Below are 25,829 nucleotides of genomic sequence, written 5' to 3'. Positions count from 1 at the left end.
AAGACACTCAAGCTATTCGACGCATAAATACGCCACTTAGCTCAAGCGGGCCGCCAACTCCTGATAGTCGGCACCGATCTGCCCCAGAAGATCCCGTAGTTCCTCGCCGTACACAGCCGCCGCCGCGAACGCCTCGAAAGTCTCCCCATGGGCGGCCAGTTCCCCTGGTTCGCTCAACGTGAGATCGCCGGTCAGGCTCTCCACCACGCTCACCGACCCGTCATAGACCGTGAACCCGTGCAACGGGAACCCCGGCGCCTCCGTCGACCACGGCACCACCCCGAGCCCGACATGCGGAAGCGTCGAAACCTGCACCAGCCGATCAAGCTGCGCCCGCATCAACGCCGGCGACCCCGGCCACGTCCGAACCGCGCCCTCGGTCAGCACGAACGAGAACTCACGCCCCGACTCGAACAGGACGGCCTGCGCCTCCACCCGTACCGCCGCAGCCTTGGCCGCATCATCCTCGTCGACATCCCGCCCGAAGGCCAAGGCAAGCCGGGCATACTCCGCCGTCTGCAACAGCGCCGGGATCATTGCCGATTGAAACGACACCACCCGACGAGCCGACCGCAGCCGCGCAGCGTTCGCCGACTCCCGGCCGGCCAGCCCGCCCTTGAGGCGGGAGACCTCATCGCGCAGCCGTACGAGCAGAGCATCCAACTCCCTGCGGCCTACCTCGTCCAGGTCCAGCGCCTCGACGAGCCGATCAACCGTCTCCGGGACCGGAAGAAGCTGCCCCGTCTCGATCCGGGAGATCGTCGGCTGCGCCACCCCAGCCCGCAACGCCAGATCCTTACCGGTCAGTCCAGCATCCTTACGCAGCCGCCGCAACAGCTCACCCAACGCCCGCAGGCGATCCCGTCGATCCTCCACACCCAGCGTTCTACCAGCCGCTCACACATCGAGCGTCGCTCACTCCAGATCACTGCCGAATTGTTCTTATGGGTATCAAGCGGCGGCGCGCCGCGCCGCCGTACCCGGCCCTCTGCCGCACGCCGGCCGGGCGTGCGGCGTGGGCGCCGGTCCCGGCCGGCGGCGCCCCGGGCCGTAGCCGCACCGCGCACCCGCCGTACCCAACACACTCGCCGACCTCAGCGACGCGCCGCCACACATAGGTCAAGCGACCCTGTTTACGTGCCAAGGCTTGCTGGGAGGGTCATGACGCCCCCGGACGTGAGCGACGCGGTCTGGCTCTCCAAGCCCTCGGGTGTCGATCCAGCCCCGGCCGGTGAAATGTCCGGCGGCCAGCAGGCGATCCTGCTGACCAGGCGGCGCGAGCTCGCGGTTATACATTTGCGATAACCCCTCCCCAGTGTCGGGGAAAAGGTAGCGAGACGCGTAGACCTGCCCAGCGTGCAACCATTCATAGCGCACGACGGGACGACTGATGATGGCCTCGAACCAGTCTGCCGCCTGCTCTGCCAACTCTTCGGGAGAACCTGACACTTCCATCGCCAGGCTGGTAGGCACCTCAGGCAGCGTGAAGTCCTGATGGTGGAGCCTGTCACCGCGAAGGCGATGACCCTCCAGATGCACGCCAACGGTCAGAAGGACGAAGTTCTCCTGCGGTGCATCAATATTGAGGCACGCGACGAACGGATAGCCGCGCTCGGGTGGCACCAGACGACTATCGACCGGATCTGCCGCCCATGTCAGTGCACGTGCCCGTAGCGCAACAATGAAGACGTGCTGGACCTCACCCAGCTCTTCGTCACATTCGAACCAGTCATACTCATACTCGTCCACGACGATCACCCTAGATCACAACGCTCCAAACGAGCCGTCACAGGATGTGGAGAGAATCACAGGACATGAAGAGAAGCTGATGAACTTCCGCCTCCGGCGGGGGCACTTCGGCTCCGGGATGATCGACGCTCCAACACGAGAGCCGTAGGTGGCTGGGGTGGGCCGGATCTTCCCGTCTGCCACGTCCCAGGCAAGCCCAACATCTCGACTCCTCCGGATCAAGGCCGTCTGCGACCGTTGGCATCCCATGACTGAGGAACGTCTACCGGCTGACGTACACGCGAAGACGGCCTTGACCCTCCGTCCCCGAGCTGTTGCCCCTCCGGGGTGGGACGAGGCAGACGGGAAGATCCGGCGAGAGGGGTGTGTGCGTCCGCACGGGGTTCTCAGGCCGTGCCCGTTGCGTGCCCGTCAGCAGAGGGAGCAAGGAGAACTTACGGGGAATCACGGGCAACCGAAGCACTTCCCCGCAGGTCAGCGTCTTCCCAGCTCAACGACCAGGTGCGTTAGAGACTTCCCGAGCTGATACGCGAGCGTCCACCGCCCACGCCTGCCCCAACAACGGTCGATCTTGACGCTGCACCATGGCAATGCCAGCATCCAGCACTATGACCGCCGACTCTTCCGATCCGGACCGGCACAGTTACAGACCCTTCGCCGCCATCCTCCTGCTGTTGAGCGCGATCCTCATGGTCATGCCGGTACGCCGCGTTGTGATCGAGGTGAACGAGTACGGCCTACGGCAGTTGCTCGTTCCGGCGCTGATCCTGGTCGGTCTTCCTGCGCTCGGATCGCTCATTGGAGCCTTCCTGAGATTCCGAGGGCCGGGCGGTAGATTCTTCGGAATCGCATTGGGGATCTTCATAGCCAGCGTGGGCCTGATCGCGCTCCTCGCTTACTGGTTCTACTACTCAGTCACCCACATCTGAGCCGGCTCAACTCGGTGAAGCGCTTCGGGCTCTCGGGTGTTGAGGGTGTGCCAGTCTCCGGGAACCCTGGAGCGCTTCCTCAGAAGGTCAGGGCGTGCCCGCTGCGTGCCCGTCAGGAGGGGGACCAAAGGGGAATCACGGGAACTCGCGGGGAGAGTCACACCCGCCCTGACCTGGAGCGCAGCAGGTCACCGGATCGCGTGCCGAGATCTTCCAAACTGGTGACCGCGGGCTGGATGTATGTCCCCTCGTGGAGGATGACCGTATGGATCATGCAGAGATCGTCATCGGCCGCGGCAAGCAGTCCGATCATGTGCTGATCCGGGTTCTCGGTCGTATGCATCCTGGCCGTACCGATTTCTGGGACGGGAACTGGCTGACCTCACCGATCCACGTGCAGGTCGGAGGGTTCGTCGCCACGATTGACGCGGGGCTTCGGGCTGAGGAACTGCGCAATTTCCGCCTGGCTTTGGAGCGCGTCTACGCAGACGTCAGGGGAAGTGCCACCCTCTCCTCCCTTGAGCATTGGATAGAGCTCACCGTCGAATGCCACCCCACAGGCTCGCTGTCGATCTACGGGATTGCGGCTGACGATCCCGGGATGTGGAACACCCTGCGCTTCGAGATCGACGGCTTGGACCAGACGGACATCCCGCCGCTGGTGGACGCGCTCGTAGCGGTCGAGGAGCGATTCCCCGTTCTGGGACGTGAATGAGTGTTTCCTGGGAGCCATCTTGGGAGCCAACCGGGTGGACGATCATGAACCGAGGCGGACGGACCTGAACGGCCAGATCGCCGGTAGCCAGCGCCGCGAACTGGTCTGAACGGGCCTGGACAGCGTTTGGGGACCTACGGATCAGAAGGTCCGGGTATACCGCTCGCGTACCAGTATGGACGGGCAAGCCCAGGGGAATCACGGGAGCCGTGGACCTCGCGGGGAGTCAGGCGATTGTGGATGCGATGGCTCCGGGGTGAGGATTGATCACCGTTTAGCGTGATCTACGGTGCAGGAGGCGTCATGATCTGAACAGCAGACGTGACGGCTCGCTTTCTCGGCTACCTGGGGCCGAATGGCTCCGCCCGGCCGTCCCGAGGTGTGATGTCGGACAGAAAGGACGGTGCGTGGTGCCCGATACGGGTCGGCTGGAGATGGATGATCCCGAAGCATCCGGCCACGACACGACCGGGCCGCACGCGAGTGCTCCCCCCGACCTCGCTCGGCCCTCACCCGCCGACCTCGCGACGCCGGTCATAACGGTCGCGGAGGACACGATTCCCACTGGGAACAGGACCCCGATGGCTCCGGCTGTGACGGCGAGGCCGGTGCTTTCCCGCCGACGCCTCGGGTGGATCGCCCTGGCGATGGCCTGCGTGGTGCTTGTCGCACTCGTCGTGAACTTCTGGCCTTCCGCAGAGCTGTTGGGCCGCCATACCGGCTCTGTCCAGACAGTGGCGGTCGGGCAGGTCAACGGCCGACTGGTCGCTGTCACCGGTGGTGATGACGCAACCGTGCGGGTGTGGGATCTGATCACCCGTAAACCCATCGGCGAACCGATGACCGGCCATACCGATGCTGTTGCGGCGGTGGCGGTCGGGCAGGTGGACGGCCGACCGGTTGCCGTCACCGGCGGTGGCTCGGGCGACGCGACCGTGCGGGTGTGGGATCTGATCACCCGTAAACCCATCGGCGAACCGATGACCGGCCACACCGGCGACATCTTTGGGGTGGCGATCGGGCAGGTCAACGGCCGACCGGTCGCCGTCACCGGCAGCACCGACAAGACCGTGCGGGTGTGGGATCTGATCACCCGTAAACCCATCGGCGAACCGATGACCGGCCACACCGGCGACGTCTATGCGGTGGCGATCGGGCAGGTCAACGGCCGACCGGTCGCCGTCACCGGTGGCGGCTTGGACTACGAGAATGGCGGCGGGGACGACGAGAGCGGCGGCTGGGACGACGGGACCGTGCGGGTGTGGGATCTGATCACCCGTAAACCCATCGGCGAACCGATGAGCGACCGCGTCGGCACCGTTTTTGGGGTAGCGATCGGGCAGGTGGACGGTCGACCGGTTGCCGTCACTGGTGGTGATGACGGGACCGTACGGATGTGGGACGTGACCGCCCGTGTACCTATCGGCGAACCGATGACCGGCCACACCGATGCTGTTGCGGCGGTGGCGGTCGGGCAGGTGGACGGTCGACCGGTCGTCGTCACCGGCGGTGGACTGGACGACGCGACCGTGCGGGTATGGGACCTGAGTGCCTACACAGGATGAGTCATGACCGCCTGGAAGCCTTTTCGGCTATGCGGGGACGGCAGCGCCAGCGTTCCTCGCCCGCACGGACAACCGGCGTGAGCCCGTTTCCAGCCGTACTGGAAAACAGGTCTGAAACTCAGGTCGCTCGACGTCAGGTTTCGGGGTGGACTCCGAGACTGCCGTTCCTGCGGGAACACGGCCACCTGCCCCCTCCCCGGGCATCCCAGCAACGATGGCGGTCTCAGGCGATCAATGAGCCTTCAATGGTCGCCATGCAATATGTGTGCAATGATCATGGATCCCATTGCGGCAAGACGCGGTCGTGTCGCAGGTGAGAGGCCATGCCTCAGCCGGAACGGTCACGGGCTGTAAAACCGTCGGCTCAGCCTACGCAGGTTCAAATCCTGCACCTGCCACACCAGTAGAAGAGGCCCCTCATCAGCGAGAACGCGGTGAGGGGCCTTCTTCGTTCTCTGCCTCTGAGTCCCCGTGATTCCCCGCTGTCTCCCGTGTGATCTGGCACGCCTGCGGCATGCTGATCAAGTCTGTGACCGCTTCCTCGGCGGAATCGCTCCCTGTGTGTACGTCATGGGCCCTTGATGTTCCCGGCGGCTCAGGAAGACTGGTGTCGTGATACTTGAGACAGTGCGCCCCCGCGACTACAGCGAAGCGCTGTATGTGGGGCAGTACTTCCGCGAGGGCATTCCGGTCGTAATGGACCTCACGGCGGTGGCGGACGAGGAGGCAAAGCAGTTCGTGGACTTCGCTGCGGGTCTCATCTGCGGGCGGCGTGGCGACATGGAGCGTCTGAGTCCCAAGGTCTTCCTACTGCTCCCCTCGGGGCTGGCCAAGTCGAATGCAGCCGCGATGAAGGTCGAAGCGACCGCATCGGAATCGTCCTGATCGTGGGCTGGCGAGGGTATGGGCCGCACAAAGACGATCACAGTCAGCGTCCCCATCATGATCCTCGTCGCTCCTACGAAGGGTCACAGTCAAGCACGCATTCTCGGCTGCCATGGCATTCCGGTGGGCCGGGGTTGAGGAACGAAGCTCTGGACCTTCGATCGCCCCCGAGCACGTACAGCGACCGGCCACGACGTGGCGATCGTAGGACTGCATCTGTGCGGCGGCGTGGCATCACGGTCGGCGTGTTCGTGTGGGTGTGGTGTGGGGTGAGTACGGCGGGCGGTCCGTAGTCCCGCCGCCGGCCGAGACCGGCGCGCACGCCGCACGCTCGGGCGGCATTCGGGCGGAGGGCTGTGTGGCGGTGCCGCCGCCGTACGCCCCGCGACGGCGTCCGCGCGCCGCGCTGCGGCCTGGGCCGGTCACGGCGCGAGCACCGCGCGGGCATCGCCGTAGCGCGGCCCCGCCATATCCAAAGTCGCCCACAGACTCCAACGGCACGCCGCCCCGCTGCCGACCGCTACGTGACCTGCTGATACCTCGGATCGACGCAAGCCGCTCCGCCCCAATCGACCACTCGGCCTCAAGGAGGCGCTCCCGGCGATTAACGGTCCTATCAGCGACTATGCCAACCTCTACGCCATGCGCATCAGATCCGGAACCAGAGACGACGCCGAGCGCATCGCAGAGCTCCACACTCGTAGCTGGCTGACCGCCTATGCCGAGATCATGCCCGCCAGTTACCTGGATGGGCCCCTGCTCGACGAGCGCAAGGCCATGTGGAGCACGCGGCTCGCCACTGTCACCGCGGAACAGGATCACACCCGCTGCCTGCTTGTTGCCGTCGATGGCAACGCCCTTCTGGGGTTTGCCTATCTCGCAGTCGGAACCGACGGGCGCATCTTGCTCGACAACCTGCACGTCCAGCCGGAGCGCAAGCAGTCCGGCATCGGCCGCCAACTCGTCTACCACGCTTTTGGCTGGGCCTCCGAGCAACACCCTGACAAGACGGTCTATCTGGAGGTGTTGCGCGACAACGTCGCCGCGATCACCTTCTACCAGCGTCTTGGCGGCCAGCCCACCAAAGAGTTCTTGGAACGCTTCTCCGCAGGGTTCGAACTACCCGTCATCGAGTACATATGGGGTCCTGGCATCGTCCGAATTCTTGCCGACAACCGTTCCACCACCGATCGGCTTGCCTCCTAGAAGTCTCCGGCGGGGGCACTCTGACTCCGGGATGATCAGGCGCGTGGGGTGCGCGCGTCGCGCGACAAACACCAGGTCGCCGGCGAATCATCGTGCCATTAGCGTGCCATTAAGGGCGGTAACGAGAAGTCAAGCACGGTCACTCACGACCGGCCGAAAGCCCTGCTAACCGTCTCACCTGCCGTACTCGATGCACTTCCCAAGCTGACAGCGCGGGTTCGATTCCCGTCGCCCGCTCCAATAGAGAAAAGGCGGGTCAGGGACATGGCCTCGACCTGGCTGATCTTCTTGGGCTCGTTGCCGATCTTCCGTGTGGCTAACGTGCAATCAGATGGATCAGCCGTTCCGGCGAGCCAATTGCCGCACGAGGCGCGAGACCGCCCATGCCTGGAACCAGCCCGCGCCCATGAGGAGCAGGACGAGCATGATCGGATTCATCAACTCGATCGGCAGCAGGTCCCATGCCTGCCAGATCAACCAGCCGAGGGGGAACGTGAGGTACATGAGCGCTACCCCGGACAGCAGGATCGGATCCTGGACTGTCAGCAGGACCACGATCGAAAAGATACCCAGGGCCAGTACGAGGCCGGAGTAGGCGAGAGCAAGGCATCCGACGGGTCCGACCCTGTGGGGCTCTGTCATTCTGGCTCCATGCTTTGGCCTGAACAAGAGCGCCGAGTGTACTCACGGTCTTAACCTGTCCGTCTTCTCGATCATGTGACTGCTCAGCGATATGCCGGTCAATCGCACCGGTGCGTACCCGTTTCTAGGGCGATCAGCGGGAACTCACGGTCACTCGGCCCGCCCCGAACCCTTGCTTTACCAGCTCAGGACGGCAAGATCAGTAGATCATTCCCAAGCTGCCAGTGCCTTGGCTGTACAGCTACGAGTACAGCCAAAAGGACGAACGACGGCGGAACTCGGCGGACGTCTACGGACACCGCGACCGCAGGCCAGAGCCTCTGACCTTGGTCGAACCGACTTCTTTGATCCGCAGGTTCAGGGGTCGGGCTTGGCGGAGGAGTACGCAAGGCGATCTCGGACCAGTCGCTGGCGTTCCGCTGGAAGGCGGTGAGCATTCATCGCCGTCTGTAGAAGATCAGAATCGAATCCGTGGATGCCCATGTGGTCGAGGAGGGGTTCATAGCGATCAGGTCGATCCCGTAGGACCTCCGTGGCCAACCGGAGCTCCAGGCGGACCACCGGGACGCGATGAGAGCCGCACGTGACCACGACGTAGTGCCGCCATGGGCCAGGGCCAACGCATTCCATCCCGTCCGAGTCGACTTGCCGCTCGACGGTGCTGATCTCTATCTTCACTCCGTTGATCTCGTACCTGGCGAAGTACTGCATAGCCTCCGAGATCCAGGATGCCGGGTAAAGGCAAGGGAACGTTGAGAGGGCGGTGGCAAACGTGTCCACATCCTCTCGTCGGGCCATCAGGACGTCGATGTCTCCGGCCGGGAGATGGACACCCTGCAGGAGAGCAGCACTGGTGCCGCCCACCCGATAATCGAGGTCGGCGTCTGCGGCTCTCAGGGCCGTAAGTGCCGTGTCCAACGTGGTTGTGACGTCCGTCAGTCGCAGAGATGGTCCGCCGTCGCCCATGGGGTCAGAGTATCGATCACGGTGTGGGACCAGAAGTCCTGCGGGCTCAAGCGGGAGCCCCTTTTGGGAGCCACCCGCGTGTACGGTGGCGGGCTTCTGCGGACGGCATTGAACGGTGGAGTCGCCGCTGTACGAGGCGGCGAACGGCTGTGAACGCCGGTGAAGACCGTTTGTGGACCTTGTGAACAGAAGGTCGGAGGAGCCCACCCAGTTGCAGCTCCAGTTGCAATCCAGCGCTGTTCAGTGCCTTTCCAAGGTAGGTCGGCCGGATGCGTCGGTCCACCTGGAACCGATCGGGACGGGCAGGATCAAGCTGCTGATGCGGTTTGGTGCGTATGACGCCCCGCGCAGATGAACGCCCTCACGATCGCCCGTCTGTGGCCGGCCACAGTGGGCGGCTGGGGGCGATCGGAGGTCCGGGGCTCCGTTCCTCAGCCCGGCCCACCGGACGCCGTGGCTGACGTGCCCGTTGCGTGTCCGATGGGCGGGCCGTTGCGTGCCTGATGGGGAGGGCCGTTGCGTGTTCGATGGGGAGGGGAAACAGGGGAAAGCGGGGAGCTAGGGGGACGCGAGCTACGTGCTGAGCTGCGTCTTTGCAAGTCGAGCAAGATCGACATGCGTCTTTGCGATCAGCGGGAGCCGTTAGGGTGGGGTCGACCGGCGGGACGTCCCGCTATTGGCTGCCTGACGTCGCGGAGCTGTGATCCGTGCGGGCTGGGGACGCCCTACAGGGATTTCGGGGTAGCGAGGCTTGCTCAGGACGGACCGCGAGGGTGTCGTCCGGCGGTGATGTTCGCCGCAATGAGCAGCCCGGCAGGGATGACTGCGAGAAGGAAACCGCTCGGTCCGATCAGGCTGACGGCCAGCGCTGCCCAGGCGAGGATCACCCAGCCGACGTACCCGGGAACGCGTTGTCCCTGCCGCCCTGCCCGCGCCACCAGTAGCCCCAGCAGCACCAGCACCACGACGAATCCACCGGGCAGCGCCCAGAACGTTGCCACCGAGTCGCTGTCCGCGGCACGGTTGCGGAGGTCCCCGGCGAGCCAGCTGGACCAGGGGGCTAGGCGGGCGAACACGGCGGTGTGCGCCACGGCGATCAGGATCATGGTTCGGCCGGCCCAGATGGTGAGCCGACTCGGGGGCGCGGACAATGCGGATGCGTGGGCCGCGTGTGTGGAGCTCATGGTTGCCAGCTTCTCCGGGTCGCGGTCCGGTGCCCTCACCCGCAGGGGGGATGCCGCTCCCTCGCTCCGGGGAGTGGCACAGGTGCGGCGCCTACGGTCGCAGCCGTGGTCGACTCTTTTCGCCACGGCGCCAGGACGGCAGTAACTCGCGCTCCAGACCCGCGCCGCCAACCTGTACAAGTAGGCCGTTCTGGGAGCCCCCTGAGAGCCACCTGGACGGACGATCACGAACTGAGCCGGACGGACCTGAACGGCGGGGCGACGGCCGACCAGCACGGCGAACGACCCCGAACGGCAATGTAGATCGTTTGGGGACCTGCGGATCAGAAAGTGCTGATCATGGAGGCGTTAGTCCGTGGCTGAGCTCTCACCAGGAACAATCGAGTTGTGAGATCCCAGGACCCCTCTTCTGAGGGCGGCCCGGCTCTGTCCCGCCGACGCTCGAACTGAACTCGGTGTTGGCGTGCCCGACGTGCTGGAGTGCCTGAAGCACGACGAGTGGGAGACGGCCCTTCTCCTTCTCGAAGAACTCGGTGACGGCCCGCCGCCCGCCGCCCGCCGCCCGCCGCCCGCCGGGCATGCGGCCTGGGGCCGGTCCCGAACGGCGGCGGGACTCAGGCGAACGGCGGCGGGAGTCAGGGCCGCGCGCCGTACGCAGCATCCGCCGTACGCAGCATCCGCCGTACCAAGCCGCATCCGCCGGACCAGGGACGCGCCGCTGCCGCACAGGTGCCACACGCCGACCGCCATGCTGTGGCCGGCCATCACACGGGGTGGGGCGATCGGCGGTCCGGGACTCCGTTCCTCGGCCCCGGCCCGCAGGGAAGTTCCTCGGCCCCGGCCCGCGGGGGAATCGGGTCACTGTCCTGCCTGCCGCTGATGTCCTGCGGTACATCGGGAAGGTGCCGGGCGTGACCAGAGATCAGGACAAGGTGTCCTTGATCACGATCTGGCCGTCTTCGATGACGAACTTCTGGTTGGTGTTGCTGGGGTCGCACTGCCACAGATACACCTGGGTGCCGTTGCCGCGGCCGTTGGTGGCGTCCAGGCACAGGCGGTTGCCTGAGTAGAGGGTGGACCTGAGGATGATCAGGCCTCTCTGGACGACCCAGAGCTGGTTGGCGTTACCCAGGCACTGCCACTGGTAGACCCGGGTGCCGTTGGCCCGGCCGTTGGAGGAGTCCAGACACATCACCTGGCTCTTGCCGATGGTGTCCTCCACCTTGATGAGGCCGCCCTCGATGACGAACTTCTGGTTGGCGTTGTTGCTGTCGCACTGCCATTGGTACATCAGGGTGCCGTTGCCGCGATTGTTGCTGACGTCGACGCACATTGGGGTCCCGACCAGGGGGGTGCGGTCGGCGGGCCGGTGCGCAGAGGCCACGGCGGGCAGGGTGGTGAGTGTGCCCACCGCAGCGGAGATGACGGCGACGGCTAGCAGACGGCGAGCAAGCATGGTGCCTCCCAAGAGAGTTGATCAAGACTCAAGCACCATGTCATGACTGACAGTCATTGATCAATTACTCTCCGCACATACCCTCCGCGTGGCGGAATGTGACATCAGTCAGGGAGGCGGAGCTGTGACGGCTGTCGGGTCTGGACTGGACGATTCCGCAGCCAGGTGGCTTCAACTCCAGCGTCTACGCCTGGGCGGATTCGATCCGTACCCGTCGGACGGCCATCGCGCCGTTCGGTACAAGGGCTACGGGCGCGTCCCGATCGCCTGTTCAGGTGCGCCCCAGGCGGGACGGGAAAGATCAGCGTACGGCTTTGCGGGCAGGACGGCAGGGGCTCGAATCTTCCGGGGCCGTCCCACGTCGGAGTGGCGCACACCGGTCTCCGTGAATCCCGGAACGCTTCATTCGGCGCCAGCGGGACAGAAATGGCTCAATGGTGTCAACCGGACGCCTTTACGCCCCGTCTCTCCTGTGCCCCGTCTGTCGCAACAGGAGTCGTTTTGCGCATCCCCTTGATTCTCTCGGGCGCCGCCCTGGTCGGCGGCCTGATCCTGTTCTGCCAACCGGTGCATGCCGTCGTCTCCGAGCTGCGGCAGAGCGCGGTCGTCGGCACCGACATCGTCGATTACCGATGCACCACAACCGGCGTGGCCGAGAAACAAGACATCAAGGTCAAGGTCGAGCTGACGGTGCCGGCCGACGCTACGACGGGCCAGCCGATGACCATCGGCTGGCGCGGAACCTACGTCGACGACACCACCGCGCTGAGGGCGCCCACCGCGGGACTGGCCGACGGCACCAAGCTGTACGCGTACGCGTCCATCAGCGGGCTCGCCGGGTTGACCTCCGCCACCGGAGTGGGCGAGCTCGCCACCCTCGGCGTGGGCCGGATCGTTCCCCTGCCGACGGCCGTGGTCCCGCTGAGGACCGAATCCTCCGACGCGGGCACCGCGACGGTGAAGCCTGCCGCCATCAACTTCGGGACCGGGCCCAAGGGGCCGTCGATCCAGTGCGAGGTGCAGAACAGCGCGGCCCTGACGACCTACCCCCTCACCGTCGCTTCCGCGGACGGCCGGCCAACCGATGACGTACAGGTGACCCCGGACCCACAGGCGACCCATGCCGTCACGGCGACCGCGGATGATCAGTCATCCGATTCCGTACCGGTGACTTCGAGCCCGGAGCCGGTCCAAGGGGAGGAAAACGGCAGGATGTTCAAGACGCCGACAGGGGGAGCCGCGACCGGAGGCGGCGGTGAGTCCGGCCCCGACGGGCGAGCGCTCGTGTCGACCGGTCTCCTCATCACCCTCGCTGCCGCCGTCGGACTCCTGCTACGCCGTCGCACCCTTCAGGGGGTGATCGCCCAGTTCCCAGGCGATGACCACTCAGCTCCCAGGGGATGACCGCTCGGCGTCTCCCAGGGGATGACCGCTCGGCGTCCGCCTGTGGCCGACCGCCACGTCCGCGGCGTGGAAAGACGTGGAAGGAGGGCCTGGAAGGCGTGGGAGGAGGGCGCTGGGCCGGGTGCCGTCCTCTGCCCGACCGGGTCGGGAGAGCTCCCCGCGAGTCATCCGCACATGCGGTGGAGTGGTGCGGGCGAGACAGGGCCGGCTCAACCCGGTCGGACAGCCCGAGCAGGTCAGTGGCAGCGGAGGTCCAAGCCCGCGCCGGTGCCGTCGTTCAGTTCCACGATCACCGTCCGGCTGCTGTAGGCCGCGCGCTTCGACGGCTGCCGGGTCCACACCGTGACGTTCGGCCGGCCGGTCTCGACACCCGCGATGTCCGCCTGGTCGTAGTAGTCCGTGAGCTCGTCGACGGACAACTCCGTACTCAGCATGAACCGGGCGCGGTAGTCGCAGTGGTTGCCGTTGCCGCGCAGTGCGATGGAGCCCTCCGCGCCCTTGTCCGCCCAATACGTCTTCGGTGGTAAGGGGTAGCTCTCGAACCTTCCGATCAAACTGTCGAGCTTCGCGTCGTTGGCCCACATGGGGACCTTGACGAGAAGGAACAGCCCGATCACCGGCAGGAGCGCCACCGCCAGACAGCCTCCCTTCGCGCCGCGCCAGAAAGACCGCCTGATGGGCGGTGCTTCCAGCGGTGCTTCCATGGGAGCAGCGGGAGCGTTCTGCACGGCACCATCCGACGTCGGCCTATGTCACGTGTCACAGGATAGACATCCTTCGGTCCGTGAAGCTTCCTCGGCGGGGCCGCCTCCATCACCGTTCCAGGCAGCAGGGATCCCATCACACGTGCTCAGGGCGCGTCTCGTCCTTGATCGTATTTCTCGGCGGATCAGAGAGCACGGACGACACATCCCGAATAGGGTCCATAGGTGAACCTTGTCCGCGTGGCTCTCGTCATGATCGCCGTGATGGTTCTCACCGGATGCGACCTCGCGGAGGACCGGACCACACGTCTGGATCATGTCGCCGGCGCTTCCTGCCCGAAGGGCCCCGAACCGGACCGGTCCCTGCCACGCCAGACGCTTCCCGATGACTTTGTGCCGGTCCAGGTCATCCGCTGCCGCTGGGAGTCCCGCTACCTGCCCGGCAAGGGCCGCTGGGCGGTCGTGATCGAGGAACATGCCGATGGTCCGGCGGCCGACGAGCTGACGGCCGAGCTGCGCCGCCCGTCCGAGAGATCGATATTCGGCCAGGACTGCACCATGGAGCTGATTCTGGTCGACTATTTCGTCGTGGTGGACGCGTCGGGCAGGGCGGTGCTGCCGGACCTGCCGACCACTGTGTGTCGGAAGCCGTTCCGTTCCGCCCTCGACGCCATCCGCCGCCTGCCGTACCGGGTCGAGAAAGCGATATCCGTCCGGAGGATCGAGAGCGAAAAGGCCTTCCGGGCCGGCTGCGGCGACAAGTACATGGACGTGATCCTCACCGTCTCCCGGCTACGGACGGAGCCGCCTCAACCGCGGCAGGCGCGGCAGATGTGGAATCCCGCGCCGAAGGGACTACGCGTGTGCGTCTACCGCACCGTGGACAAGGCCAGAGGCACGATCGAGGGAAGGTTCGAATCCATGCGCATCCTCAAGGGCCGCAGCCTGCGCACCCTGCTCACCGCTCTGGACAGCGCGCCGGCCACCGACTGCCCGAGCGACCACACCCGGTTCGCGGTGCTGGACACCGGCTTCAGAGAGGCATATGCCGAGCTTGATGGCTGCCGCAACCTCGTGCGCCCCGACGGGTCCTTCGGCCGCCTCACTCCAGACGCCGTGGCGCTCCTCGCCGGTTGACCCCACCCGCCGGTTGACCCCACCCGCCGGACGCGCCAGTGGTCCCGCCGGACGCGCCAGTGGTCCCGCCGGACGCGCCAGCGGTCTCAGCCCGGCGCGCCAGAAGTCCTAAGCTGTCCGATCATGCGCTCCTTCCTGTCCGGCGCCGGCCCCCGGCGATCTCTCCGGAGTCTGGCTGTCCTCACGCGATGGGCCCTCCTGGTGGCCGTGTGCCTTGCCGTCCTGCCGTCCGGAGTGGCGCAGGCCGCTCCGCCCAAGAACCCGTTGCTGAAGATCGGCAGGCTGGCGGCCGCATCGTGCCCGGAGCCGCCGCTCATCGACGGAGGCATGCCTCGGACGCGCGAGTATCTGACGGCGTCCATGAAATGCCTGAACGGATTGTGGTCCGCTCACCTCGCCCGCGCCGGGCTGAGGTTCCGCGAGCCCACGGTCCGCTTCTACGAAGAACCCGCCCAGCGCGTGTGCGGAGTGCGCTGGCCCGCCAACGCGGCGGCCTTCTACTGCACGGAACGGGCCACGCTGGTGTTCCCGCTCACCGGTAGCTGGATCGAGGGCCGGACCGATCTGTATCCCCTCAAGGTGGCGGCCCATGAATACGGCCACCACCTGCAGAGCCTCACCGGCATCAGGGACGACTACGAGGCCCGCGCCCGCTCCGACCGGGCCCACCGGGCCGAGCTCGGCCGCCGTTACGAGCTCCAGGCGGACTGCCTGTCCGGCGTGTTCCTGGGCAGCGTGCGGCGGTCTCTGCCACGTACCGAGCAGGACTGGGAGGCGCTGTCCGGCGCGCTCCGCGCCAGCGGTGACATCGGCGACTACCGCACCCACGGCACCGGCGCCAACCGGGTCCGCTGGTTCGATCGCGGCTACCGCGCGGTCTCCCCGGCCGCCTGCGACACATGGGCCGCCACGCCGTCCATGGTGTCCTGACCCGCTCCGCCGGGGCGGCCCGCACCGGCTGCAAGGCAGCGCCCTCACCGGCTGAGCGCGTTCCACAGCGTGGTGAACTCCTCCGCCGTCAGCTGGTTCAGGCCGAAGTCGTCCGGATAGATCGGGCCTTCGGCCAGGAAGCCGTGCTCGTCCTCGATGTGACTCCACGAATACCGGCGGGCGAGGCCGTCCGATCCCAGCTCGGCATGCCTGACGGGCCAATACTCCCCGCCGTCGTCTATGACGGTCTCGAACAGCCACACATGGCCGTCGTCGTCCACCCCGTGCCAGTACCAGTGGGGCCGGTCACTCTCGTCGAGCGCCCGGATCGTCTCCTTGCGCCGGTCCTGCAGCATTGTGCTCCTCGATGTCAATCAAATGGCGATCAGGGACGCATACTCTGCCCCTGTTATGTTGCGTGTTCTCGGTCCGCTCCAGGCGGAGATCAACGGTCGTGCGGTGGATCTGGGCACCTCCCGGCAGCGGGCCGTGGTGGCCAGGCTGGTCGCCGCGGGCGGACATGTGGTCTCCACCGATCGTTTCATCGATGACCTGTGGCGGGGGCAGCCCCCGCCCAAGGCGCTGGCCGCCCTCCAGGTGTACGTGTCCAACCTGCGGCGGGCGCTCGAACCCGACCGGCCGCCCCGGACGCCCGCCACCGTGCTGGTCAGCGCCGCTCCGGGCTACCGCCTCCGGCTGGAGCCCGGAAAGGTGGACGCCTGGGTGTTCCCCGGTCTGGTCGACTCCGCCACGGCGGCGCTCGCCTCGGGCGACGGGACGCGGGCGCTCGACCTGGCCGACCGGGCGCTCGCGCTGTGGCAGGGCCCGGCCTACGCGGAGTTCGCCGACGACGAGTGGGCGGAGCCGGAGACGGCGCGCCTGGAGGAGCTGCGGCTGGTCGCCGTGGAGTGCCGGGCGGAGGCCCGGCTGGTGCTCGGACGCAACGCGGAGATCGAGCTTGAGCAGCACGTCCGCGCGCACCCGCTCAGGGAGAACGCCGTGCGTCTGCTCGCCCTGGCTTACTACCGGGCCGGGCGGCAGGCGGACGCGCTGGCCGCGATCAGGAAGGCCCGCGAGACCCTGGCCGGTGAGCTCGGGGTGGACCCCGGGCCGGCGCTGCGCGGGTTGGAGGCGGACATCCTGGCCCACGCGGGCTCCCTGCGCCGGGAAGCGCCGGTGGTCTCCGGCTCCCCGGTCCGGGAAGCGCCGGTGGTCTCCGACTCCCTGCGCCGGGAAGCGCCGGTGGTCTCCGGCTCCCCGGTCCGGGAAGCACCGGTGATCTCCGGTCCCCCGGCCGCCGCCCGAGTCCCCGGGCGGGCCGCGACTCCGGTGCCCGGGGGGATCACCGGGCAGACCACGGCGCCTGGGCCGACGCCGGCCGTACGTCAAGGGCCGGCGCGGGCCGTGCCGCGGCGCCCCGAGAAGGGCGACGGGCGGGTCCTGACCTGGACGACGTCCGAGGAGGGCGGGCTGATCGGCCGTACGGCGGAGCTGGCCGCGCTCCACGCCGTCGCCGGGGCGGCGGGGCTGCGCACGGTGTGGCTGGGCGGGGACGCGGGAGCCGGCAAGAGCACGCTGGCCGGGGCGTTCGCGGAGAGCCTGGCGGGCCAGGGATGGCTGACCGCCGCGGGCCGGTGCCCGGAGACGGACGGCGGCGCGCCGCCCGCGTGGGCGTGGAGCGAGGTCCTGCGCGGGCTGGCCGCCGAGCGGCCGCCGGCCGATGACGTGGCGGTACGGCTGGCGCCCCTGCTGGCCGACGACACCCCGGCCACCGGGCGGTTCCTGCTGGCCAGAGCGGTGGAGGACTACCTGGCGCAGGTCGCCGGGGCCGATACGCGCCTGCTGGTCGTGCTGGAGGACGTGCACCGCGCCGACGAGGAGACGCTGCGGTTGCTACGCCATCTGGCGGTACGGCTCGCGGCGGCGGAGATCATGATCGTTGCCACCTACCGTCCCGCCGAGGCCGCCGACCATCTCGGCGCGACCTGGGCGGCCCTCACCGGGCGGCACACCCACCGCCTCGACCTGCACGGGCTCAGCGACGACGGGGTGGCCCAGCTGCTGCGGGAGCGCTCGGGGCGGGAGGTCGACCCGGTGACCGCGCGCACCGTGGCGGAGCGGACCGGCGGCAACCCGCTCTTCGTGTGCGAGACCGCGCGGCTGATCGCCACCGACGGGACCCCGGCGGCCCGGGCGCTGCCGCCCGGCGTGCGCGACCTGATCCGGCGCAGGATCGCCCGGCTGCCCGCCACGGCCCAGACCATGTTGAGGGACGCGGCGATCGTCGGCCGGGACGTCGACGTGGACGTGCTGCTCGCGATGGACGGCGCCGACGAGGACGCGGTGCTGGACGGACTGGAGGCGGGCGTGCTGACCGGGCTGCTGACCGAGCCCGCGCCGGGCCGGGTCCGCTTCGCCCACGTGCTCGTGCGGGAGACCCTCTACGAGGACACTCCCGGCATCCGCCGTACCCGGCTGCACGGCCGGGTCCTCGGCGCGCTGGAGCGCCTCAGACCCGGGGACGTCTCAGCCCTGGGACACCACGCGCTCGCGGCGGCCACCACGAGCACCGCGGGACGGGCGGTGCCGTACGCGGTGGCGGCGGCGGAGCGGGCGGCGGCCCTGCACGCCTACCGGGAGGCAGCGGGCCTCTATCAGGGAGCGCTCGATCTCGTGGACGACGACCACCGCCGGTTCGACCTGCTCTGCCGACTGGTGGGCGTGCAGGCTCACGAGGGCAACGTGATGGCCGCCAGGGAGAACCGGGAGCGGGCGATCGCGGTGGCGCGGCGGCTCGGGACGGGGCTCATCCGCGCGCTGACCGCCTACGAGGCCCCGGTGACCTGGTCGATCCAGCCGGACCGCCGGATCGACGAGGCGTTCGTCGCGGCGGTCCGGGAGGCGCTGGCGGGGGACACGGCGGGCGAGGACGGCGACGAGGCCCGTTGCCGGTTGCTGGCCACGCTCACCTTCGAGCTGGAGGGGCACGACGACGAGGTGTGCGAGTCGTCCAGCGCCGAGGCGCTGCGGCTGGCCCGGAGGCTGGGCCGTACCGAACTGGTCTGCCTCGCGCTCAACGCCCGCTACTTCGTCCTGCTGACGCCGCACCGGCGTGACGAGCTGGAGGCGGTGGGCCGGGAGCTGGTGGAACTGGGCGAGCGTGCCGGGCTGCCCGGCTACCGGATGCAGGGCCACCACGCCCTCTACATGGTGAGCCTCGGCCGCAACGACCTCCCCGCCGCGCGCCATCACGCGGACCGGGCCCTGGAGTACTCCACCAGTGGTCAGCTCGGCCTGGCACTGAGCGTGCTGTCGATGCTGGACACGCTGGTCCTGCTGATCAGGGGCGAGTTCGAGCGGGCGGAGCGCTCCTATTCGACGGTGGCCGAGCGGATGGCCGCCACCGGGGGCGCCAACGCCACCGGCATCGGCATGGTGGGCCGGTTCCTGTCCCGGCTGGTGGGCGGCCTGCCGCAGGACATCCCGGAGATGATGGCCATGTACGGGTTCATCCCGGATGACGTCTCCGAACTGCTGGTCCGGGCTCTGATCGCCGAGGGCAGGCACGAGGAGGCCCGGACGTTCTGGGAGCCCGGCTGGGCGGCGCGGAAGGACTACTACTGGCTGATACGGATGGCGCTGCGCGCGGAGAACGCGGTCGCCCTGGGCGACCGCGAGGTGAGCGAGCGGTGCTACCGGGAGCTCCTGCCGTGGGACGGCGAGCTGGCCGGTCTCTCCTCCGGGTCGGTCACCATCGGGCCCGTCGCGCACGTTCTGGGAGATCTCGCCGAGTCGCTCGGCCGGGACGGGTCGGCCCACTACGCGACGGCGGAGCGCGTCGCCGAGCAGGCCGGCTCCTCGCACTGGGCCCGCAGGGCGGCCCGGGCCCGCGCCGCGGCCGCTGCCGCACTCGGGGACCGGTGCCCGGAGCCCGGACGGTAGCCCGGCCCCGTCGGGAGCGGCTGGGCACCAGCCGTGACCAGCCGACGTCCCACGCCCGATGTCCGGAGCCCGGGGCTCAGTCTCCGGTGTCCCACGCCCGGTGCCCGGTGCCCGGTGGCTAGTCTCCGGCGTCCCACGCCTGCTGCCTGTTGCCTGCTGCCTGCTGCCTGCTGCCTGCTGCCCGGTGCCCGGTGCGCGCCCGCCGTACGGTGCCCTGGAGCGGGCCGGGGCGCGGCTCAGACCTCGGCGAGAGGGCCGAAGACGAGCAGTTGGCGGCGCCGGTGGCCGCCGCGCAGCAGGGAGAGCAGCACCGTCAGCACGGGCCCGGCCAGCCTGCGGAGCCTGGCGAGCTCCGCCGGCCTGGCGTACTGCTCGATCCTCGGCAGGTCGACCCTGATGTTCCCGCCCTTGCGGACGGCGTCCTCGACCCGCTTCCAGTCGGCCACGGACACGTACTTCGTGATGATCGGGAAGAGCAGCCGCTCCTCCTCCTCGATGTGCTCGTCGAGCATGTCGGCGAGTCGGGTGAGCGAGACGGCGAGCGCGCGGGCGTCCCCGCCGGAGGCGAACGCGGTCACCTGGCTGTTGATCTCGGCCAGCAGGGGGTCCAGCTCGGAGTGGTCGTCGCTAAGGTCGCGCAGGTCCACCTCGGCGCCGGCGGCCCGCTCGATGACGGGCCAGAGCACCTGGTCCTCCATCGTGTGGTGATGGTGGATGCCATGGCACAGGGCCGTGACGAATCCGGCGATGGCGGCGGCGCGGGCCCGGGTGGCGGACTGCCGGCCATCGGCCAGATCCGTGGCCAGCCGGGCCAGCCGGCGGACGTCGCCGCGCATGGCTCGATGGGTGATCTGGAAGCCCAGCAGTTCGGGGGTCTTGGGGGCCATCGCGGGTGTCTCCTCGGTCGGTACGGCTTGCTACCCGGCCATGGTGTGACGGCCCGCTTATGACTTACTTGGTGATTTCTTATCGGATGACCGGGTCTGCCGGACAGCGGTCCCGCGCCGCCCGCTCTCACCGCATGTCCCAAGCGCGCCACGGAAAGTATTCGGAGCCGCCTGCCCGCCGGTTCGGCGGCCTCCGCCGTACGATTCGGAAGGCGGCCCGGCGGATGATCGTCACCCCGCCGGCCGGAAGGTCCTCCCCCCGCCCTGCCGACGCGCAGGGACAAGTGCACAGGAAGCGCAGACACAGCGCAGATACGGGGGGAAGGCATGCGCAGCAGCGCCATCGCCACAGTGGTCGCCGTGCTCGGGACGGTCGTCGCGACCGCGGGATCCGGGGCGGCCGTCGCCGGGACCGGGCCCAGGGGCCCTGAGCCGGTCTACGTGTTCAACCTCCACGGGGCCGAGGAGGGGCGGGCCGACCAGCGGCCGACGGACCTGGTCCTCTCCGAGAACAGCTCCATCAGCGAGGTCACCTGGAGCAAGTGGGGGCCGCAGGCGGCGCTCGGCACCGGCAAGCTGACCGGGACCTGGTGCCTGCCGGACTGCGAGACCGAGCCGTACACCGCGACGGTCCTGCTGGGCAGCGTGCAGCGGATGAAGGGGAAGAGATACTTCGCCCACTTCGGCGTCTCCGGCGACTTCCCCGAGCCCGAGGACCACATCGGCGCGCTGATCGGGGAACTGCCCACGCCTGAGCAGGCGGGCCGGACCAAGCAGGCCGACCGGACCGAGCGGACCGACCGGGCCGACCGGGCCGACCGGGCCGAGCAGACCGGTCGGGCGGAGCACTCGGGCCGGGCGGAGCAGGGCGGCCGGACGGAGCAATCCCGTCGGGCGGAGCACTCCGGCCGCGCCGAGCAGGCCGGTAGGGCCGAGCGCGGTCCCCGGTGGCGCTGACGAGTGAGCGGTGGCGATCCGGGGGCCGCGATTGATTTCGCATCGCGCTCCCGGGGCGTGTATGGTTACACCTGTCCGCAGCGCGAGAGCGAAGCAGACAGGCCCCTTTAGCTCAGTCGGCAGAGCGTCTCCATGGTAAGGAGAAGGTCTACGGTTCGATTCCGTAAAGGGGCTCAACAGCCTAAAAGCCCTAACCATCCGGTTAGGGCTTTCGGCTTGGGTGGACCTGAGGGCCACCCGGACAACACTCAAGGCTCCCGGCGAGCAGACGGGCATACTGGGGAAACTCAGGAGCGATGGCCCTGACCTGCACAAGTACGCAGGCACTCTGCGCGTCGGGTATCCTTGCGGGGGTCGGTCGATTTCGCCGGCCCAAGGCGGAGTAGCTCAGCCAGGCAGAGCAAACGGCTCATAATCGTTGTGTCGCCGGTTCAAGTCCGGCCTCCGCTACTACCCTCCCGGGTCCCCTCACAAGGGGAGCTGGGCTGGGTTGTCCTAGTCCCGAACGTAGAAAGGCACTCCCAAGTGGCTGCCACCGACGTTAGGCCGAAGATCACGCTGGCCTGCCAGGAGTGCAAGCACCGCAACTACATCACGCGGAAGAACCGGCGCAACGACCCGGATCGGCTTGAGCTGAAGAAGTACTGCCCCAACTGCAAGACGCACAGGGCGCACCGCGAGACCCGCTAAGTCTCTGCGAAGCCTCCCGGTCCTCGACGGGAGATGGCTACTTCAGTAGCACTCATACTCAACGCAGACCGGCGTCCTCCTCCTGGAGGGCGCCGGTCTGTCGTATCTGCACAGCTTTTCCGCATGGGTGTTGACCACGCTCGACAGCCGGTGCCGGGCGGAGCCGGGCTAGGGTTTCCTGATGGCCGACCCGGGGAATATGCTCCGGAATCTTGTTCTGTTAATGTCGGCCTCACCAGCTCGGTATCCGCAAAGGAGCACGATGGCTCTGAACCGTGATTTCGTCGGGCGGGCGTCCGCGCCTTCCGCGCCCTACGAGGTCAGCCGCGTGAAGATCAAAGAGTTCGCGACGGCGATCGGCGACAACAACCCGGTCTACCGGGACAGGGAGGCCGCCCAGGCCGCCGGACACCCGGACGTGATCGCGCCGCCCACCTTCCCCATCGTGTTCAGCCTGAGCGGCGGGTCGGTCCTGGCGGACCCCGAGCTCGGCCTGAACTTCGCCATGGTCGTCCACGGCGAGCAGCGCTTCGAATACCAGCGGCCGATCCACGCCGGTGACGAGCTCGTCACCGTCTCCACGGTGACCGACATCCGCAGCGTCGGCCGCAACGAGCTCGTCACCGTCAGGAGCGATGTCACCACCGTCGACGGCGAGCCCGTGTGCACGGCCTACAACACCATCGTCGAGCGTGGAGGGGCGGCCTGAGATGGCAGCGACTGTCAAATACGACGAGGTCGAGACGGGCCAGCAGATCCCGCCCGTCGACTACCCGGTCCGCCGCGCCAACCTGGTGATGTACGCCGGCGCCTCCGGCGACTTCAACCCCATCCACTGGAACGAGCGCTTCGCCAAGACCGTCGGCCTGCCCGACGTCATCGCGCACGGCATGTTCACCATGGCCCAGGGCGGAAGGTTCGTCACCGACTGGGCCGGTGACCCGGGCGCGGTCGTCGACTACGGCGTGCGCTTCTCCTCCATGGTGGTCGTCCCGGACGACGAGCAGGGCGCGGTGATCACGGTGAGCGGCGTCATCGAGGAGAAGCTGGAGGACAAGCGCGTGGTGGTCGCGCTGACCGCCAGGTCCGGCGACTCCCGGGTGCTCTCCAAGGCCCGCGCGGTGGTCCAGCTCGGCTGACCGTCCTGGCCACGGAGGTCGAGTAGCCGTCGTGACCACGGAGGTCATCTACAGCCGGCCGTCCTGGCCGCAGGGGTGGAGTACAGTCGGCCGTCCTGATCGCGGAGGTCGAGTAGCCGTCGTGACCACGGAGGTCATCTACAGCCGGCCGTCCTGATCGCGGAGGTCGAGTACGGCTGGTCCGGCTCCCGGGCCGGGGGGGCTGATTCTTCCCCCGGTCCGTGGGTAGCGTCCGGAGATGAGCGAAGTACCACCTCACGTGACGGGGCTCGCCGAGCAGCGGGCCAGGGCGCGGGCCGGCGGCGACCACGCCGGGGCCGACGCGCTCCGCGACAAGATCGAAGCCGAGGGCTGGCTCGTCCGTGACACCGCGGACGGTTTCGAACTGGTCCCCCGACCCCCCTTCGAGGTGTGGCCGACGGTGAGCTCCGTCCCCGAGACGGGGGCGGGCGGCCGGCGGTCCGGACGGGCCGGTCCCGTCGGCTCCGAGCCCGCCGGCCGGGACAGCGCCTCCATGGACGCCGGCCGGGTCGCCGAGGCCGCGGCCCCGGAGGCCAGGCCCGAGCGGCTCGACGACCTGAACGCCGAGCGGGTCGCCGCGGCGGAGGCGGCTCCGGAGCAGAAGCCCGAGGGTTCCGAGCTCGTCGGCCGCGCCGACGAGCACCGGGGTCACCCCGAGTGGGACGACCATGAGGGCCACCCCGAGCGGATGGTCTCCTCCCAACTGCTGTGGGACGGGAGCCTGTCGGTGTCGCGCCTCGACGAGTCGATCACTCCCGCCGAGCACGCGGAGCCCGCCGCGCCGCCCACCGTGACCGTCGGCCTCCTGGTCGACGGCTGGCCCGATGACCTGCGCGAGTGCGTCCGTGCCCTGGTGGCCCGCACCGAGGCCAGGATCATCGGTCTCGACCTGGGCGACGTCGACGGCGCCGGCGCCGTCCTGCACGAGCTGGTCCAGGAGTTCCCCCGCCGGGTCGAGGCGTGGCACGTGGCCGAGGCCCCGCACTGGAGGGGAGGCACGGCCGGGTGGGGCGAGAGCCGTACCAAGCTGCTCAAGCTCGACACCTCCGACGTGCACGTCGTGATGGAGACCTCCACGATCCTGGACGGCGACGCGATCACTCCGCTGGTCCGGACGCTGACCGACGACGTGGCCGCGGCGGGCTGGAAGGGTGTGAACCCCGGGGCCGACGGTCACCACTGGCATGACGCGGAGCCCGGCGAGGTCCGCGGGCTGCTCGGCCACCTGTTCGCGGTCAGGCGCGACGCCGCGCTCGCGGCCGGCGGCTTCCCCGCGGGGGCCCGCTACTACCGCAACGCCGACCTGGAGTTCTCCCTCACGCTTCCCGGCACCCTCGTCGCCCTCGACAAGGACCTGCCGGTCCACCAGGAACGGCACCGCGGCTACCACGACGTCGACCCCGACTACCGCGACAGGGAGTCCCGCCGGACCTACGACCGCGTGCTGAGGCTGCTCCGCGACACCTAGCCGCTCCGTGCCCGTAGGCTGGTCGCGGATTTCGGCCGGGTGGTGGGGAAGCGCATGACTGAGCGGGTTGCAGGGGTACGGCTGGCGCCGTACACGACGTTGGGGCTGGGCGGACCGGCCAGGGCGTTCGTGGCGGCGGGGTCGGCGGAGGAGATCGTCGAGCTGGTGGCCGGGGCGGACCAGGCGGGTGAGCCGGTGCTCGTGCTCGGCGGCGGCAGCAACCTGGTCGTGTCGGACGAGGGGTTCGACGGGCTGGTCGTGCGTGTCGGGTCGCGGGGGATCGAGGTCGACGGGGACCGCTTCACCGTGCAGGCGGGAGAAGACTGGGACGGGCTGGTCGCCCGCGCGGTGGCGGAGGGGCGGTCGGGGATCGAGTGCCTGTCCGGCATCCCGGGGCTGGTCGGCTCCACGCCGATCCAGAATGTCGGGGCCTACGGGCAGGACGTCTCGCAGACGATCACCGGGGTGCGGGTTTACGACCGCAAGGACGGCGAGGTGCGCGACCTGACCGCCGGTGAGTGCGGGTTCGCCTACCGGCACAGCGTGTTCAAGGAGGAGCCCGGGCGGCACGTCGTCCTGGCGGTCACCTACGAGCTGGCCGGGGGAGAGCTGTCCGGCCCGGTCGCCTACAAGGAACTGGCCGGCAGGCTGGGCGTCGCCCTCGGTGAGCGGGTGCCGCCGGCGGAGGCCCGCGCGGCGGTGCTGGAGCTGCGCCGGGGCAAGGGGATGGTGCTCGACGCCGACGACCCCGACAGCCGGAGCGCGGGCTCCTTCTTCACCAACCCCGTCCTCACCGCCGCGGAGGCGGCCGAGCTGGAGCTGCGCGCCCCCGGACACCCCCGGTGGGACATGCCGGACGGCGCGGTCAAGGTCCCGGCGGCCTGGCTGATCGAGAACGCCGGGTTCCCCAAGGGCTACCGCCGCGGCCCGGCGCGCATCTCCACCAAGCACACCCTCGCCATGACGAATCCAGAGATGTCGGCGACGACCGCCGACCTCCTCGACCTGGCCCGCGAGGTCCGGGACGGGGTGCGGGAGAAGTTCGGCGTCACCCTCGTCAACGAGCCCGTGATGGTCGGCACCCACCTCTGACCCGGGCCGGGGAGCGGGAAGGGGCCGTTCCGGGGAATGCGCGGGCGGCCGCGCCTGTTAGGGTCAGATGGAAACACCCGAAGGGGAGTAGTCCCAATCGCGTGATCGACATACTGGCGCCCCGGGCGCCCGGTCGCGCGGGCCTGGCATCCAAGCTGATC

Annotated in this window: 24 protein-coding genes and 2 tRNA genes; 17 read left to right on the top strand and 9 right to left on the bottom strand. The window is 68.6% G+C overall.

Translation table 11 applies throughout. From position 1 onward, the window contains the following. Positions 1-36: 36 nt before the first annotated feature. On the bottom strand, positions 37-876 hold the full coding sequence (locus tag J2S55_RS12985) for a helix-turn-helix domain-containing protein (protein ID WP_306860181.1): 840 nt from the start codon (positions 874-876) through the stop codon (positions 37-39). A 243-nt stretch (positions 877-1,119) separates the two neighbouring features. Beyond that, entirely contained in the window at positions 1,120-1,749 is a 630-nt protein-coding gene (locus tag J2S55_RS12980; RefSeq protein WP_306860180.1) for a hypothetical protein, read from the bottom strand. Between the two features lie 608 nt (positions 1,750-2,357). On the opposite strand from J2S55_RS12980, the gene J2S55_RS12975 reads away from it, so the two are divergent. The 5 genes from J2S55_RS12975 (at position 2,358) to J2S55_RS12955 (ending at position 7,049) form a co-directional block, all read left to right on the top strand. Further along, positions 2,358-2,678: a hypothetical protein gene (locus tag J2S55_RS12975; RefSeq protein WP_306860178.1), complete on the top strand. Its 321-nt coding sequence runs from the start codon at positions 2,358-2,360 to the stop codon at positions 2,676-2,678. Positions 2,679-2,943: 265 nt separating this feature from the next. Beyond that, positions 2,944-3,393 carry a WapI family immunity protein gene (locus J2S55_RS12970; RefSeq protein ID WP_306860176.1) on the top strand — a complete coding sequence of 150 codons (450 nt, stop codon included), beginning with the start codon at positions 2,944-2,946 and terminating at the stop codon, positions 3,391-3,393. Between the two features lie 407 nt (positions 3,394-3,800). Continuing rightward, complete coding sequence (locus J2S55_RS12965; protein ID WP_306860175.1) at positions 3,801-4,958, top strand: WD40 repeat domain-containing protein; 1,158 nt, start codon at positions 3,801-3,803, stop codon at positions 4,956-4,958. 627 nt (positions 4,959-5,585) lie between these two features. Further along, positions 5,586-5,843 carry a cell division protein SepF gene (locus tag J2S55_RS12960; RefSeq protein WP_306860173.1) on the top strand — a complete coding sequence of 86 codons (258 nt, stop codon included), beginning with the start codon at positions 5,586-5,588 and terminating at the stop codon, positions 5,841-5,843. A 642-nt stretch (positions 5,844-6,485) separates the two neighbouring features. Further along, positions 6,486-7,049: a GNAT family N-acetyltransferase gene (locus J2S55_RS12955; RefSeq protein WP_306860172.1), complete on the top strand. Its 564-nt coding sequence runs from the start codon at positions 6,486-6,488 to the stop codon at positions 7,047-7,049. A 336-nt stretch (positions 7,050-7,385) separates the two neighbouring features. On the opposite strand, the gene J2S55_RS12950 is transcribed toward J2S55_RS12955, so the two are convergent. The 4 genes from J2S55_RS12950 to J2S55_RS12935 form a co-directional block, all read right to left on the bottom strand. Continuing rightward, on the bottom strand, positions 7,386-7,691 hold the full coding sequence (locus tag J2S55_RS12950) for an SCO4225 family membrane protein (RefSeq protein ID WP_306860170.1): 306 nt from the start codon (positions 7,689-7,691) through the stop codon (positions 7,386-7,388). Between the two features lie 357 nt (positions 7,692-8,048). After that, the gene (locus J2S55_RS12945) at positions 8,049-8,657 is read right to left on the bottom strand and encodes a hypothetical protein (RefSeq protein WP_306860168.1); all 609 of its coding nucleotides are present in this window, start codon (positions 8,655-8,657) and stop codon (positions 8,049-8,051) included. 755 nt (positions 8,658-9,412) lie between these two features. Further along, the gene (locus J2S55_RS12940) at positions 9,413-9,808 is read right to left on the bottom strand and encodes a DUF6463 family protein (protein WP_370879777.1); all 396 of its coding nucleotides are present in this window, start codon (positions 9,806-9,808) and stop codon (positions 9,413-9,415) included. Positions 9,809-10,763: 955 nt separating this feature from the next. Beyond that, positions 10,764-11,297, bottom strand: coding sequence for an RICIN domain-containing protein (locus J2S55_RS12935; protein ID WP_306860165.1), 534 nt, complete (start codon positions 11,295-11,297; stop codon positions 10,764-10,766). 501 nt (positions 11,298-11,798) lie between these two features. Here J2S55_RS12935 and J2S55_RS12930 point away from each other — a divergent pair. Beyond that, a complete protein-coding gene (locus J2S55_RS12930) occupies positions 11,799-12,701 on the top strand; it encodes a hypothetical protein (RefSeq protein WP_306860163.1) in 903 nt (300 codons plus the stop codon). 236 nt (positions 12,702-12,937) lie between these two features. On the opposite strand, the gene J2S55_RS12925 is transcribed toward J2S55_RS12930, so the two are convergent. Further along, positions 12,938-13,333 carry a hypothetical protein gene (locus J2S55_RS12925; RefSeq protein ID WP_306860161.1) on the bottom strand — a complete coding sequence of 132 codons (396 nt, stop codon included), beginning with the start codon at positions 13,331-13,333 and terminating at the stop codon, positions 12,938-12,940. A gap of 297 nt (positions 13,334-13,630) precedes the next feature. Here J2S55_RS12925 and J2S55_RS12920 point away from each other — a divergent pair, with 297 nt between their 5' ends. Both J2S55_RS12920 and J2S55_RS12915 read left to right on the top strand, forming a co-directional pair. Further along, a complete protein-coding gene (locus tag J2S55_RS12920) occupies positions 13,631-14,542 on the top strand; it encodes a hypothetical protein (protein WP_306860159.1) in 912 nt (303 codons plus the stop codon). A gap of 207 nt (positions 14,543-14,749) precedes the next feature. Beyond that, positions 14,750-15,472: a neutral zinc metallopeptidase gene (locus J2S55_RS12915; protein WP_306860157.1), complete on the top strand. Its 723-nt coding sequence runs from the start codon at positions 14,750-14,752 to the stop codon at positions 15,470-15,472. Positions 15,473-15,516: 44 nt separating this feature from the next. Here J2S55_RS12915 and J2S55_RS12910 read toward each other — a convergent pair whose 3' ends face one another. After that, a complete protein-coding gene (locus tag J2S55_RS12910) occupies positions 15,517-15,828 on the bottom strand; it encodes a hypothetical protein (RefSeq protein ID WP_306860155.1) in 312 nt (103 codons plus the stop codon). A gap of 55 nt (positions 15,829-15,883) precedes the next feature. Here J2S55_RS12910 and J2S55_RS12905 point away from each other — a divergent pair, with 55 nt between their 5' ends. Beyond that, positions 15,884-19,414 (top strand): ATP-binding protein, encoded by a 3,531-nt coding sequence (locus tag J2S55_RS12905; RefSeq protein WP_306860153.1) that lies wholly within the window; start codon positions 15,884-15,886, stop codon positions 19,412-19,414. Between the two features lie 236 nt (positions 19,415-19,650). Here the strand turns inward: J2S55_RS12905 and J2S55_RS12900 are convergent, their stop codons facing one another. Then, a complete protein-coding gene (locus J2S55_RS12900; RefSeq protein WP_306860152.1) occupies positions 19,651-20,301 on the bottom strand; it encodes a hemerythrin domain-containing protein in 651 nt (216 codons plus the stop codon). A gap of 327 nt (positions 20,302-20,628) precedes the next feature. On the opposite strand from J2S55_RS12900, the gene J2S55_RS12895 reads away from it, so the two are divergent. From J2S55_RS12895 to J2S55_RS12860, 8 genes are all read left to right on the top strand, one after another. Next, complete coding sequence (locus J2S55_RS12895) at positions 20,629-21,258, top strand: hypothetical protein (RefSeq protein ID WP_306860151.1); 630 nt, start codon at positions 20,629-20,631, stop codon at positions 21,256-21,258. A 101-nt stretch (positions 21,259-21,359) separates the two neighbouring features. Beyond that, positions 21,360-21,432 (top strand) — tRNA-Thr (locus tag J2S55_RS12890). A gap of 202 nt (positions 21,433-21,634) precedes the next feature. Continuing rightward, positions 21,635-21,708: transfer RNA gene (locus tag J2S55_RS12885), tRNA-Met, on the top strand. Positions 21,709-21,783: 75 nt separating this feature from the next. Continuing rightward, on the top strand, positions 21,784-21,948 hold the full coding sequence (gene rpmG / locus J2S55_RS12880; RefSeq protein WP_036325591.1) for a 50S ribosomal protein L33: 165 nt from the start codon (positions 21,784-21,786) through the stop codon (positions 21,946-21,948). Between the two features lie 262 nt (positions 21,949-22,210). Continuing rightward, positions 22,211-22,657 (top strand): MaoC family dehydratase N-terminal domain-containing protein, encoded by a 447-nt coding sequence (locus J2S55_RS12875; RefSeq protein WP_306860142.1) that lies wholly within the window; start codon positions 22,211-22,213, stop codon positions 22,655-22,657. A 1-nt stretch (position 22,658) separates the two neighbouring features. Continuing rightward, positions 22,659-23,087 (top strand): MaoC family dehydratase, encoded by a 429-nt coding sequence (locus tag J2S55_RS12870; RefSeq protein WP_306860139.1) that lies wholly within the window; start codon positions 22,659-22,661, stop codon positions 23,085-23,087. Between the two features lie 238 nt (positions 23,088-23,325). Then, positions 23,326-24,576 (top strand): glycosyltransferase family 2 protein, encoded by a 1,251-nt coding sequence (locus tag J2S55_RS12865; RefSeq protein WP_306860137.1) that lies wholly within the window; start codon positions 23,326-23,328, stop codon positions 24,574-24,576. 54 nt (positions 24,577-24,630) lie between these two features. Beyond that, positions 24,631-25,668, top strand: a complete 1,038-nt coding sequence (locus J2S55_RS12860; protein WP_306860135.1) for a UDP-N-acetylmuramate dehydrogenase — start codon at positions 24,631-24,633, stop codon at positions 25,666-25,668. The last annotated feature ends 161 nt before the right edge of the window (positions 25,669-25,829 follow it).

The organism is Streptosporangium brasiliense, assembly GCF_030811595.1.
In the GTDB taxonomy this organism is placed as follows: domain Bacteria; phylum Actinomycetota; class Actinomycetes; order Streptosporangiales; family Streptosporangiaceae; genus Streptosporangium; species Streptosporangium brasiliense.
Note: the sequence above shows the minus strand (reverse complement) of the source record. Positions and strands in the feature narration are given on the sequence as shown.

What these genes read in the sequence shown, in the direction of transcription:
- J2S55_RS12870 (WP_306860139.1), top strand. Translation starts at nt 22,659, where the DNA reads ATGGCAGCGACTGTCAAATACGACGAGGTCGAGACGGGCCAGCAGATC.
- J2S55_RS12945 (WP_306860168.1), bottom strand. Translation starts at nt 8,657, where the DNA reads ATGGGCGACGGCGGACCATCTCTGCGACTGACGGACGTCACAACCACG.
- J2S55_RS12895 (WP_306860151.1), top strand. Translation starts at nt 20,629, where the DNA reads ATGCGCAGCAGCGCCATCGCCACAGTGGTCGCCGTGCTCGGGACGGTC.
- J2S55_RS12905 (WP_306860153.1), top strand. Translation starts at nt 15,884, where the DNA reads ATGTTGCGTGTTCTCGGTCCGCTCCAGGCGGAGATCAACGGTCGTGCG.
- J2S55_RS12900 (WP_306860152.1), bottom strand. Translation starts at nt 20,301, where the DNA reads ATGGCCCCCAAGACCCCCGAACTGCTGGGCTTCCAGATCACCCATCGA.
- J2S55_RS12970 (WP_306860176.1), top strand. Translation starts at nt 2,944, where the DNA reads ATGGATCATGCAGAGATCGTCATCGGCCGCGGCAAGCAGTCCGATCAT.
- J2S55_RS12955 (WP_306860172.1), top strand. Translation starts at nt 6,486, where the DNA reads ATGCGCATCAGATCCGGAACCAGAGACGACGCCGAGCGCATCGCAGAG.
- J2S55_RS12910 (WP_306860155.1), bottom strand. Translation starts at nt 15,828, where the DNA reads ATGCTGCAGGACCGGCGCAAGGAGACGATCCGGGCGCTCGACGAGAGT.
- J2S55_RS12975 (WP_306860178.1), top strand. Translation starts at nt 2,358, where the DNA reads ATGACCGCCGACTCTTCCGATCCGGACCGGCACAGTTACAGACCCTTC.
- J2S55_RS12875 (WP_306860142.1), top strand. Translation starts at nt 22,211, where the DNA reads ATGGCTCTGAACCGTGATTTCGTCGGGCGGGCGTCCGCGCCTTCCGCG.
- J2S55_RS12865 (WP_306860137.1), top strand. Translation starts at nt 23,326, where the DNA reads ATGAGCGAAGTACCACCTCACGTGACGGGGCTCGCCGAGCAGCGGGCC.
- J2S55_RS12935 (WP_306860165.1), bottom strand. Translation starts at nt 11,297, where the DNA reads ATGCTTGCTCGCCGTCTGCTAGCCGTCGCCGTCATCTCCGCTGCGGTG.
- J2S55_RS12860 (WP_306860135.1), top strand. Translation starts at nt 24,631, where the DNA reads ATGACTGAGCGGGTTGCAGGGGTACGGCTGGCGCCGTACACGACGTTG.
- J2S55_RS12950 (WP_306860170.1), bottom strand. Translation starts at nt 7,691, where the DNA reads ATGACAGAGCCCCACAGGGTCGGACCCGTCGGATGCCTTGCTCTCGCC.